Source organism: Bacillus sp. CDB3 (assembly GCF_002081505.1).
Taxonomy (GTDB): Bacteria; Bacillota; Bacilli; order Bacillales; family Bacillaceae_G; genus Bacillus_A; species Bacillus_A cereus_AT.
Map to the genome: position 1 here is coordinate 19388 of NZ_ALBR01000092.1, position 11483 is coordinate 30870.

The following is an 11483-nucleotide window of genomic DNA, read 5'->3' on the forward strand; positions in this document are numbered from 1 at the left end:
TAAAAAACGGAGGTGGATTTCTATGGACACAGCCACTCACCTTGTTATGGGCGTTACTCTAGGCAGTTTGGCAACATTAGATCCAACCATAGCACAAAGTGATATTGGGCCTCAAGCAGTGATGCTTGCAACAATTGCTGGTTCCAATATTCCTGATATCGATACAGTTTTAAAATTGCGTAATAACGCTAAATATATAAGAAATCATCGCGGGATTACTCATTCCATTCCTGCAGTAATTCTTTGGTCATTCCTTATAAGTGGCATCTCGTTCGCCTTCTTTTCAGACGCTCCATATCTGCATCTACTACTTTGGTCATTTATTGCCGTCTTTCTTCATGTCTTTGTGGATATTTTCAATGCCTATGGTACACAGGCATTAAGGCCCTTCACCAAAAAATGGGTAGCACTTGGCATAATTAATACGTTCGATACTGTCATTTTCTTTATCCATATACTTGCGATTGCTTGTATGCTTGTCGGATCACATAAAGGATATACTGCTTTAGCAGCGTATATATTAATGTTTGTTTACTACATCGGCCGCGTTATGATGCATCGAAATATTAAAAGTGTAGTATACAAACGTTTCAAAAATGTAGAGAAAGTAATTATTTCTCCTTCTTACAAATTTTATCATTATCATTTAGCCGTCGTTACAACGGAACATTACTACGTCGCAAGATGGCACCGCGGTAACATCCTTGTATACGATAAATTTGATCGCGTACCGTTCCCGAATACTGCCATTATGCAGGCTGCTGTGCGAGATGAAAATATATCTGCTTTCTTATCTTTTTCACCTGTATATCGCTGGGATATTTTCGATTATGATAACTATTATGAAGTTCGGTTCATTGATTTGCGGTATCGAAGCAAAGATTATTATCCATTCGTCGCAATCGTTCAACTCGATCAAAATTTAAATATTATTAGTTCATATACTGGATGGATTTTCAGCGAAGAAAAACTTCGAAAGAAATTAGAATTGCTTCCACATTAAAAAAAGCGACTAAGTCGCTTTTTTAATTGTTTCAAATGATCTTCTTGATTGATTAAATGACTATACTTCGGATTATTTGTACGCATTTCATGAAGACGCGCTCCATGATTATTAATCCATGTTCGTACTACTTGCTCAGTCATTTCCTCACCTTGGTAACGACCTGATTTCGCATAAGTTGTTTGAAAATCTTCCCACAGTAATTCAACCCACGCACGAGCTTGTCCGTAAGAAAGCTTGTCATTCTTGTCTAATAATTCTTTCGTTAATGCTTCATAAATATCATTCATGTTCTAGTCTCCTTTTACCTATTTATCCCTTTATTTCTAAAGGATAGTTTCTTCTATTTTGCACATTCTATAAGTGATACTTCTTAAAGAGGTATCAACTGATGATGAGGAGGGCGTTCACAATGGGTAAACAAGCCGAATTTTGGTCTGAGTCAAAAAACAACAGCAAAATCGACGGTCAGCCGAAAGCGAAATCACGCTTCGCTTCGAAACGACCTAACGGCACAATTAACACGCACCCACAAGAACGTATGCGTGCTGCAAATCAGCAGGAAGAGTAGTACAGGTATACAACCTAAAAAATTAACTTCCTACACGAGGTGATAAAGATGAGCTACCGTGATCGTTTAGATAGTCGTTCTGAATTATTTAACCATACGTGGACTCGTCCGAAACATGCGAAAGCGCAAGTTAACGGACAGACGCAACAGACCCAGTCTCTCATTATATTGGCCAATGAATGTAAAAAACGCCAATTTTAGAATCTCCTATCTCCTTTAACGCCTACCAAAGATGAAAACCAGAGAGATATTCGCTCTCTGGTTTTTATTTTTCTTGCAACAAGGAGATTGGTATCCCAATCTCTTCATTATCATTTTGCTTATAACCCCAAGCAAATACCCCATTGAAGTACGTGATTTTAAATAATACACCAGGTTCTTCTACTAATTCATATGTCTCACCAATATGGAATTTGTTTATATCAGTCATGTAAGCACGGGCCATGGCCATCTTTCTCATTAACACATCGAATTCATTTACAATTCCAAGTTGCTCAGCCTTTACTGCTTGCTCCTTCAAAGCCCCAATTTCTTCTCTAAGCTCATGCGTTGTCATTTCACTGTAGCGTTTTGGCATATTCATTTTATTATTCCCCTCATCCCTCTTCACGTTTCATTTGTAAAAATATCTCTATCTCATCAATAGAGAATCCTTTTCGATATAACGCTTGTTTCATCTTATTTTCGAATGTCCATCCATCATACTTCTTATATTTCTCATAATATTTATTCCCATGATAGTGTAACGCTTCTTGTTGCTGTTCGTCATCTTTTTCGTCTTTCAATTCTTCTAGACAAATTTGAATCACATCTCTAGAATATCCTTTACGCACAAGCATTTCGTCTAACTTTAGCTTCATTTGTAAAAAGGAATGTTTTTGATAAGATCTTTTCTTCTTTTCTATAAGAACCAAAGCATTTTCAATTTGCTTCTCCTTTGGATACTCTTGTAAACTATGTGTAATGATTAGATCCTGAACACCTTTATTTAACAGCTCTCTCTTTATAACAGTTGGACCTTTTCGATTCACATTACTTTGCGTTCGCGTATATAAAATGGCGTACTCTTTATCATTAATATATCGGTCATGTAATAATTTCGAAACGACTTCAGAGATGATGGCCTGTCCCACTTCTTTTTTCGTAAAAAATCTTCTATTTCTTGTTTTGTTCTCATTTGATAGGATAAATAGGAGATTGCTTGTAAATATGCTTTTTGTACCTCTTCATTGTACAAAATATTTCCTAACGCTATTTCATCAATTTCTAAGCCTTTTTGTAATCCGTGTTTCATTAAGATTACTTGATCCACACTAAATCCGTACTCTTCACCTTGACCTTTATCAATATAAATATTAAATCGTTCTTTCGATCGTTTTTGCACTTCTATTTTTGTAATGACAGCCATACTCTCACCTCTCTACTATTTTAACATAGTCGAGGAACATTTTTGTTTTTCAAGAATATATATAATGAGGAGGAAATGATTGTGAAAATCGCAATTTCTGGTGGCTCTGGCTTTATCGGCAAATACCTTTCTAGTTTTTTTATTCAAAAAGGATATACTGTTTACATTCTCACTCGAAAAAAAACTACTAAAACTTCACACACTAACCTTCAATACGTACAATGGACACCGGATTTACAGACCTTCCCCCTCTCTTCTATCGATGTAGTTATTAATCTAGCTGGAGAGTCTATTAATGGTAGATGGACAAAGAAACAAAAAGCAGCAATTTTAAACAGTAGAATTCAAACAACAAAAGGACTCATTAAACAATTGCAAGCACTTGGTACAAAACCACACACATTTATTAACGCAAGCGCTATTGGATACTACGGAACATCTGAAACAGAGTCTTTTACCGAGCAACAAGAAATTCCAGGAAATGACTTTTTAGCAGAAACAGTATTTTTATGGGAGCAAGAAGCATCTAAAGCACATTCTCTTGGAATAAGAACAATCTACTCAAGATTCGGAGTCGTATTAGGTGCAGACGGAGGAGCTCTTCCAAAAATGCTACTTCCCTATCGATTCTATATGGGAGGTACAATTGGATCTGGAAACCAATGGTTATCATGGATTCATATAGACGATGTCGTTCGCATGATTGACTTCATCATACACAAAGAAGAAATTGATGGTCCTCTTAATATTACAGCCCCCCTACCTATAAGAATGAAGGAATTTGGAGAAACCATTGCAACTATAATGGGAAAGCCTCATTGGTTACCTGTCCCTTCATTTATGCTTCACGCTTTATTGGGTGAGATGAGTATACTTGTACTAGAAGGGCAACATGTATTACCTATTAAAGTAATTGAACATGGGTACCAATACACATTTCCAACAGTAAACCATGCATTACAAAATATACTTTCGCATACAATGTAGTACTTCTAAAACACAGTTTTACAAGGGGTCTAGGATCCAGAGCATTACTACACAAATAACCTTTCAGTTACTTTTTCTTAAATTCCATTAACATTATAAAGTAACAGAAATGAGGTACCTATGAAAATATTGCTCAAACAAGCCATTGTGTACCCTATTACATCTCCAAAGTTCCAAGGTGATGTACTCGTTATAGGCGAACGAATTGCTGAGGTCAAACCTTCTATTCAGCCTACTCAAGATATGACCGTTATAGATGCGCGAGCTCTTCATCTCTTACCTGGATTTATTGATGTCCATACTCACCTTGGTCTCTATGATGAAGGCACTGGTTGGGCTGGAAATGATGCAAATGAAACCTCTGAAGTTTCAACACCACATATCCGTTCTTTAGACGGAATCCATCCTTTTGATATTGCATTTCAAGATGCTGTACAAAATGGTATTACAACTGTTCATGTTATGCCTGGGAGTCAAAATATTATCGGGGGTACTACTTGTGTAATAAAAACTGCTGGAACTTGTATTGATCATATGATTATTCAAGAACCTGCTGGTTTAAAAATTGCCTTTGGAGAAAACCCTAAAAAAGTTCATAGTAACGGAACAAAAGAATCAATAACACGTATGGGTATTATGGGTTTACTTCGAGAATCATTCTACGAAGCACAACACTATGGACATGAAGCTGATTTTCGAATGCTTCCTATTTTAAAAGCACTTCGCCGGGAAATACCGGTACGTATCCACGCTCACCGCGCAGATGATATTACTTCTGCTCTACGCTTTGCAACAGAATTCAATCTTGATTTACGTCTTGAACATTGTACAGAAGGACACTTTATTGTTGAAGAGCTTTCGAAACACAATTTGAAGGTTTCAGTTGGCCCCACTCTTACACGCCGTTCTAAAATCGAACTAAAAAACAAAACATGGGATACTTACCATATATTATCAAAAAATGGAGTGGAAGTTTCTATAACAACAGATCATCCCTATACACCCATTCAATATTTAAATGTTTGTGCTGCTGTCGCAGTAAGGGAAGGATTAGACGAGAAAACTGCATTGGAAGGAATCACTATATTTCCAGCACGAAATTTACGTTTAGAGGATAGAATTGGAAGCATTGAGGTTGGAAAAGACGCCGATCTCGTGTTATGGACACATCATCCTTTCCATTATTTAGCCAAGCCTGTACTAACTATGATTGATGGGAAAATAATTTACAAAAAAATAAAAAAACTAGTTTATTTTTTTGACTAGATAAAGTATTATACGATTATAAACTGAATGAAACCATAATCAATTTGTGTCGTGATTATCATTTTCAAATTGATGAATGGGGAAGGCAAATGGTGCGCCACCAGCGTTATAAACTGGTTCTAGTGGGTTCGATTCCCACCCCGAAATTTTTTAAAGATTGATATAAAAATTTCGAGGGTGGGGTGCTTTTTCGTCATGCTACCCTCGTGTGAGGAGGAGTTAGTGTGTTGAAAAAACGCGACTTACACGACAGCCACGTTCTATACGAATTAATGGTGGATCCAGCTGTCTTCCCTTTTGTGCGTCAAAAGGCTTATTCTTATGAGGAATATTTATTTTTAACGAAACAAACGATTGAAGCTGAAGAGCGTGGGGAATTAATTTCACGCACAATTTTAGATGAATGGGGTAACCCTATCGGAACAATTACTTTATTTGATGTGCAGGAAAAAGCCGGATTCCTTGGAACATGGCTTGGAAAACCGTACCATGGCAAAGGCTATAATAAATTGGCGAAAGATTCATTTTTTAGCGAACTTTTCTATGAATTAGATATTGAAACAATTTTTATGCGTATTCGCAAAATAAATATTCGTTCTATTAAAGCTGCCGAAAAATTACAATATGTAAATCTAGCAAATGAAACAAGAAAAGCCGTTTATGATGAAATTAATGCAAATGAAGAAGTTTATAACTTATATGAAATTCCAAAAGATCAATATACACTTGCTACAATGCGAGATACAACATTCCAAGATGCTCATCAATTAAAAGAAGCATAGTCTAAATTTTTTGAAATGATAATTATTCAATACTAGTTTGACATATATGTATATCACCCCATGTCTTTGGAAACGATAGATAGTGACTTTAAGACACGAGGTGATTTGTAATGGATAAAAAGAAACGTGACAAAGCGAAAAACACATTATCTAGTACACAAGAAGTTCTTTATCAACGAGAATTTCGAAAAGCAGATCGTGCAGCGGGATATCGCTCAAAAAGTATTTAAAGTGAAACTGAATAATTAGAAGGTTTCCCCCCTAATTATTCAGTTTCATTGTATAAGATTTTTCAATGAATTGGCAAAAAAGGTTCCTTATAAATAAGGAACCTTTTTTGTGGACAACTTTATCCACAAAATCCATAGAATTGTGCATAAATTCCAAAAATCTTTTGCGAATTCATTTATTTAACTAAACACCAAACGCACGAATTGTGGATAATTTTCTAAAAATTGTGGACTATGTGGATATAGTTGTTAATATTCCGATTTTACTGTCTAATGAAAGCGCGATCCTTTGTGGATAAGTTAATAATTCAGGCTTACTTTTGTTACAATAATAAAAAAACCCTCTTTAAAAGTTTAAAAGAGGGGTTTCATATTAAGTAAAAGATTCGGCAAGAGCTGGTGATTTAATAGGTATATGACTCGGCTCTGCATGATTTTCTGCCAAAATTGCATCCACGATATGACCAGCTGGTTCAGGACGATAAATACTTTTCATCGCTTCTTTCATTTGGAGAAGCTTTATATCATCTTGCAATAACGCCTCTGTTTTTGCAAAAACTTCACTATCATCACGGATTACAACTGCAGCCCCTTTTCTTTCAAAATACAACGCATTTTCATTTTCTTGTCCTGGGACAGGCTTATATAAAATGACAGGTACTTGTAATGCTGCTGCTTCGCTTAATGTAATACCACCTGGCTTCGTAATCATACAAGAAGTAACACGGAATAACTCATCAATGTTTTCAACATAACCAAATACTTTTAAAGCATCAGAACTTTGCTCCTGCAGCCCCAATAATTCCTGCTTTAAAGCTTCGTTTTTCCCACAAACGACAACTACTTGTAAGTTTGGTACTGACATAAATGACTGGCATAGTTCTTTTACACTTCCTAGCACACCATGAGCACCTGCTACAATTAGTAAAATCTTTTTATCCTTACATAACTGATATTTATTATATATAATTTCTGGATTGACCTTTAGCTCAAAACTACTACGAATCGGAATTCCGGTTTCAACAATTTGCTCTGCAGGCACACCAATATCAACCATCACTTTTTTCACATGATCGGTTGCTACAAAATAACGATCTACTTCTCGATGGATCCATATTTTATGAACGCAAAAATCTGTTAATACGTTATAAACAGGAATAGAAATACCTATTTGCTTTTTCAATTCTGGTACAGCGATGATTGGAAAGGTATTAATAACAATATCCGGTTTCTCTACCTCTAATAGCGACTTCAAACGCTTTCTTCCAAAATTCGCATACCACGATGCTATTTTTTTATCATAAATTTTCTCTACACCATAATAAAACAAACGATATAATTCTTTTCCTATCGTATAGCTTTTTAAATATAAATATTTTGTAATATCGGTTATAACTGGATGTGATTCTCCAAACAAGTCGCATACAATTACATCTTTGATTCCTTTTTGGCGAAAGGTTTGTTCTAATGTTTTCGCTACTTGCACATGACCGTTACCGTAATGTGCAGTTAATATTAAAACCTTGGGGTTTTTTATCAAACAAATCCACTCCTAGCTTTTTGTTTCTCCATATTGCATATACGACAATAGGAAAAACATTTTCCTTAAACATTACATACTCGGATTCCAATATTCCCCTGTTAGCTATGTACCTGTCGTGGATATGCAAAGCATATAAGATTGACCCCTTAATCCTATCTGTGCTCATATCTTTACATTATACTTTCCTATAAGAGCTTTCGCAATAACTTACAAATGTTCTATATTCCATGATACTCACTCTTTTACTTCTTAATTCTTTTTACTATTTTGATTTCCCTTTACAATTATGTAAATTTCTCCGCTTACTCTTTACAAAAATATGGATATTCTCTCTTCAGTATACTCTGTTCTGAATATATACTCTAGATTTTATTATAAAGTGAAACTTTAATCAGTGGGGGTTTTATTCATCCCCCACTGATTATTAGCCTTCACCAATCGGGCGTTTATTGTCCACAAATAGCGGGATAAAGAAACAAAAAGCCTAATCCAATATTTGGATTAGACTGCTTTTAAAATATGTTTCGCATGCTCAACACTTTCTTCTGTCGGTGGATTCACATCCGCAAGTGGATACTTATGTCCAAGTGCCTCCCATTTATAAACACCGAGTTTATGATATGGCAACACTTCCACTTTCTTAACATTCGATAGACTTTGAATAAAACTTGATAATTTTTGCAGATCCTCTTCACCATCGGTAACACCAGGAACCAATACATGTCTTACCCAAATTGGTTTCTTTTTATCCGATAAATAACGAGCAAATTGTAAAATGTGTTCATTTGGTTTCCCTGTTAATTTACGATGTTTCTTTGAATCAATATGCTTCAAATCCAATAAAACTAAATCTGTATAATCCATTAAAATATCTAGCTTATTTTGGAATTCTGGTTCTTCAGAATAACAACCGCCAGAAGAATCGATCGTTGTATGGATACCATATTCTTTACACTTTTTAAACAACTCAATTAAGAAGTCTAGCTGTAATAGTGGCTCTCCACCGCTAACTGTTATACCGCCTCCAGAAGCTTCAATAAATGGAAGGTAACATGTCACATCCTGCATCACTTCTTCAACTGTTATTTCTTTACCCTTACCGATTTCCCACGTATCAGCATTATGACAATATTGACAACGTAATAAACACCCTTGTGTAAATATGACATAACGAATCCCTGGGCCATCAACAGTACCACAAGACTCTACAGAATGTATTCTTCCTTTTACCATGTTACTTCCTCCTTTATTGAAACAGCCCCCCTCCGCTATATAGATTAAAAGCGGAGGAACACTTTTTTCACTTACATGCTTTCATGCATTGTACGGTTAATTACATCAATTTGTTGTTCACGAGTTAATTTAATAAAGTTAACAGCGTAACCAGATACACGAATTGTTAATTGTGGATATTTTTCAGGGTGCTCCATTGCATCCATTAATGTTTCACGATTAAATACGTTAATATTTAAGTGATGCCCTTCTTTTATTGCATATCCATCAAGCATAGATACTAAGTTGCGTACTTGTACATCATCTTCTTTACCAAGTGCTTTTGGAATAATAGAGAATGTATTTGAAATACCATCTTGTGCATCTTCATATGGTAATTTAGCTACAGATAATAGTGACGCTAATGCACCTTTTGTATCACGGCCATGCATTGGGTTTGCACCCGGTGCAAATGGTTCTCCAGTACGACGGCCATCTGGAGTGTTACCAGTTTTCTTACCGTATACGACGTTAGATGTGATTGTTAAGATTGACATTGTATGAACAGAATTACGGTATGTTTTATGTTTGCGAATCTTGTTCATAAATGTTTTCACCAGATTTACTGCGATTTCATCTACACGATCATCATTGTTACCGTATTTAGGGAAATCCCCCTCAATTTCAAAGTCAACTGCAATACCATTTTCATCACGAACTGGTTTTACTTTTGCGTATTTAATTGCACTTAATGAGTCTGCTACTACAGACAATCCTGCGATACCTGTTGCCATTGTACGAAGAACATTTGTATCATGAAGCGCCATTTCAATACGTTCGTAGCTATATTTATCGTGCATATAGTGAATTACATTTAATGTATTTAAGTATAGACCAGCTAACCATTCCATTGTCATATCGAATTTACGCATAACTTCTTCATAATCTAATACTTCAGAAGTAATTGGTGCGTATTCAGGACCAACTTGCGCTTTTGACTTTTCATCTTTACCGCCGTTAACCGCATATAGTAATGCTTTCGCTAAGTTTGCACGCGCTCCGAAGAACTGCATTTGTTTACCAATTCTCATTGCAGATACACAACAAGCAATACCGTAGTCATCGCCGTAATCAGGACGCATAATGTCATCATTTTCATATTGAATTGCTGATGTTTTAATAGACATTTTCGCACAGTAGTTTTTAAAGTTCTCTGGTAATTGTTTAGACCAAAGAACTGTTAAGTTTGGTTCTGGAGCTGGTCCTAAATTATCTAATGTATGCAAGAAACGGAATGAGTTTTTTGTTACTAACGGACGACCGTCTAACGCCATACCACCGATAGATTCAGTTACCCAAGTTGGATCACCAGAGAATAGTTCATTATAATCAGGTGTTCTTGCGAATTTCACAAGACGTAACTTCATAATGAAATGATCCACGATTTCTTGTGCTTCTTCTTCTGTTAAAGTACCATTTGCTAAATCTCTTTCAATGTAAACATCTAAGAATGTAGATGTACGTCCAAGACTCATTGCTGCTCCGTTTTGCTCTTTAATTGCTGCAAGATAAGCAAAGTATAACCATTGGAAAGCCTCTTGTGTATTTGTAGCTGGCTTAGAAATATCGAATCCATGAGAAGCAGCCATCTGTTTTAACTCTTGAAGTGCACGCATTTGCTCAGATAATTCTTCGCGTAAACGCATTGTCTCTTCGCTCATTACACCACCGGTTAAATTAAAATCAGCTTTTTTCGCTTCAATTAAACGATCTATACCATATAATGCTACGCGGCGATAATCACCGATAATACGTCCACGTCCATATGCATCTGGAAGACCAGTAATAACACCTGACTTACGAGCCGCTTTCATTTCTGGTGTGTATGCATCAAATACACCTTGATTATGAGTTTTACGCCAGTCTCTGAAAATACTGCTAAGTTCTTTATCCATTTCATATCCATACGCTTCACAAGCTTGTTCCGCCATACGAATACCACCATATGGTTGTAAAGAACGTTTAAATGGTTTATCAGTTTGGAAACCGACCACTTTCTCAATATCTTTATTTAAATATCCTGGTTCATGTGATGTAATAGAAGAAACAATTTTTGTATCCATATCAAGAACGCCACCGTTTTCACGTTCCTTTGTTGTTAAATCCATTACTTGATCCCAAAGTTTCTTCGTTGCTTCAGTTGCTCCCGCTAAGAAAGAGTCCTCTCCCTCGTAAACGTTTACATTATTTAAAATGAAATCGCGAACATCAATCTCTGCTTTCCATTTTTCACCTTTAAAGTTTTCCCACGCGTTTTTTACATTTTCTAATACTTGAGTCATCCTAATCTCCTCCATTTTTGATTAGTACAGGACTAAGATTTTTTATATAACAGCTTACACACTTAGAATACTACTTTTTTTCGAAAGTGGACGAAATAGTTGTGACATGTTTGTGAAATATTGAGCAAACTACTACACA

General features: G+C 35.8%; 12 protein-coding genes and 1 pseudogene. 7 read left to right on the plus strand and 6 right to left on the minus strand.

Features of this window, described 5'->3' with window-relative positions; genetic code table 11:
• Positions 1 to 22 precede the first annotated feature (22 nt).
• On the plus strand, positions 23 to 1003 hold the full coding sequence (locus CDB3_RS22275) for a metal-dependent hydrolase (protein ID WP_000379144.1): 981 nt from the start codon (positions 23 to 25) through the stop codon (positions 1001 to 1003).
• On the opposite strand, the gene CDB3_RS22280 is transcribed toward CDB3_RS22275, so the two are convergent.
• Entirely contained in the window at positions 1000 to 1293 is a 294-nt protein-coding gene (locus CDB3_RS22280) for a YfhJ family protein (RefSeq protein ID WP_128855985.1), read from the minus strand. The genes CDB3_RS22275 and CDB3_RS22280 overlap by 4 nt on opposite strands.
• A gap of 122 nt (positions 1294 to 1415) precedes the next feature.
• Here CDB3_RS22280 and CDB3_RS22285 point away from each other — a divergent pair, with 122 nt between their 5' ends.
• Both CDB3_RS22285 and CDB3_RS22290 read left to right on the plus strand, forming a co-directional pair.
• The gene (locus CDB3_RS22285; protein ID WP_000517891.1) at positions 1416 to 1574 is read left to right on the plus strand and encodes a small, acid-soluble spore protein K; all 159 of its coding nucleotides are present in this window, start codon (positions 1416 to 1418) and stop codon (positions 1572 to 1574) included.
• A 48-nt stretch (positions 1575 to 1622) separates the two neighbouring features.
• The gene (locus CDB3_RS22290; RefSeq protein ID WP_000122093.1) at positions 1623 to 1775 is read left to right on the plus strand and encodes a YpzG family protein; all 153 of its coding nucleotides are present in this window, start codon (positions 1623 to 1625) and stop codon (positions 1773 to 1775) included.
• Between the two features lie 64 nt (positions 1776 to 1839).
• Here CDB3_RS22290 and CDB3_RS22295 read toward each other — a convergent pair whose 3' ends face one another.
• Together CDB3_RS22295 and recX are read right to left on the minus strand one after the other, a co-directional pair.
• On the minus strand, positions 1840 to 2157 hold the full coding sequence (locus CDB3_RS22295) for a YfhH family protein (RefSeq protein WP_071745392.1): 318 nt from the start codon (positions 2155 to 2157) through the stop codon (positions 1840 to 1842).
• 13 nt (positions 2158 to 2170) lie between these two features.
• Positions 2171 to 2982, minus strand: a pseudogene (gene recX, locus CDB3_RS22300) (recombination regulator RecX).
• Between the two features lie 81 nt (positions 2983 to 3063).
• Here recX and CDB3_RS22305 point away from each other — a divergent pair.
• From CDB3_RS22305 to CDB3_RS22320, 4 genes are all read left to right on the plus strand, one after another.
• Positions 3064 to 3969 carry a TIGR01777 family oxidoreductase gene (locus CDB3_RS22305; RefSeq protein ID WP_128855986.1) on the plus strand — a complete coding sequence of 302 codons (906 nt, stop codon included), beginning with the start codon at positions 3064 to 3066 and terminating at the stop codon, positions 3967 to 3969.
• 120 nt (positions 3970 to 4089) lie between these two features.
• Entirely contained in the window at positions 4090 to 5235 is a 1146-nt protein-coding gene (locus CDB3_RS22310; RefSeq protein ID WP_128855987.1) for an amidohydrolase, read from the plus strand.
• Between the two features lie 224 nt (positions 5236 to 5459).
• On the plus strand, positions 5460 to 6017 hold the full coding sequence (locus CDB3_RS22315) for a GNAT family N-acetyltransferase (protein WP_000914737.1): 558 nt from the start codon (positions 5460 to 5462) through the stop codon (positions 6015 to 6017).
• A gap of 110 nt (positions 6018 to 6127) precedes the next feature.
• Entirely contained in the window at positions 6128 to 6247 is a 120-nt protein-coding gene (locus CDB3_RS22320; protein ID WP_000358484.1) for a YfhE family protein, read from the plus strand.
• Between the two features lie 373 nt (positions 6248 to 6620).
• Here the strand turns inward: CDB3_RS22320 and CDB3_RS22325 are convergent, their stop codons facing one another.
• From CDB3_RS22325 to pflB, 3 genes are all read right to left on the minus strand, one after another.
• Complete coding sequence (locus CDB3_RS22325; protein WP_128855988.1) at positions 6621 to 7787, minus strand: diglucosyl diacylglycerol synthase; 1167 nt, start codon at positions 7785 to 7787, stop codon at positions 6621 to 6623.
• A 504-nt stretch (positions 7788 to 8291) separates the two neighbouring features.
• Positions 8292 to 9023 (minus strand): pyruvate formate-lyase-activating protein, encoded by a 732-nt coding sequence (pflA, locus tag CDB3_RS22330; RefSeq protein ID WP_128855989.1) that lies wholly within the window; start codon positions 9021 to 9023, stop codon positions 8292 to 8294.
• Between the two features lie 71 nt (positions 9024 to 9094).
• The gene (gene pflB / locus CDB3_RS22335) at positions 9095 to 11344 is read right to left on the minus strand and encodes a formate C-acetyltransferase (RefSeq protein ID WP_128855990.1); all 2250 of its coding nucleotides are present in this window, start codon (positions 11342 to 11344) and stop codon (positions 9095 to 9097) included.
• Positions 11345 to 11483: the final 139 nt, after the last annotated feature.

What these genes read in the sequence shown, in the direction of transcription:
- CDB3_RS22275 (WP_000379144.1), top strand. Translation starts at nt 23, where the DNA reads ATGGACACAGCCACTCACCTTGTTATGGGCGTTACTCTAGGCAGTTTG.
- CDB3_RS22280 (WP_128855985.1), bottom strand. Translation starts at nt 1,293, where the DNA reads ATGAATGATATTTATGAAGCATTAACGAAAGAATTATTAGACAAGAAT.
- CDB3_RS22285 (WP_000517891.1), top strand. Translation starts at nt 1,416, where the DNA reads ATGGGTAAACAAGCCGAATTTTGGTCTGAGTCAAAAAACAACAGCAAA.
- CDB3_RS22290 (WP_000122093.1), top strand. Translation starts at nt 1,623, where the DNA reads ATGAGCTACCGTGATCGTTTAGATAGTCGTTCTGAATTATTTAACCAT.
- CDB3_RS22295 (WP_071745392.1), bottom strand. Translation starts at nt 2,157, where the DNA reads ATGAATATGCCAAAACGCTACAGTGAAATGACAACGCATGAGCTTAGA.
- CDB3_RS22310 (WP_128855987.1), top strand. Translation starts at nt 4,090, where the DNA reads ATGAAAATATTGCTCAAACAAGCCATTGTGTACCCTATTACATCTCCA.
- CDB3_RS22320 (WP_000358484.1), top strand. Translation starts at nt 6,128, where the DNA reads ATGGATAAAAAGAAACGTGACAAAGCGAAAAACACATTATCTAGTACA.
- pflA (WP_128855989.1), bottom strand. Translation starts at nt 9,023, where the DNA reads ATGGTAAAAGGAAGAATACATTCTGTAGAGTCTTGTGGTACTGTTGAT.
- pflB (WP_128855990.1), bottom strand. Translation starts at nt 11,344, where the DNA reads ATGACTCAAGTATTAGAAAATGTAAAAAACGCGTGGGAAAACTTTAAA.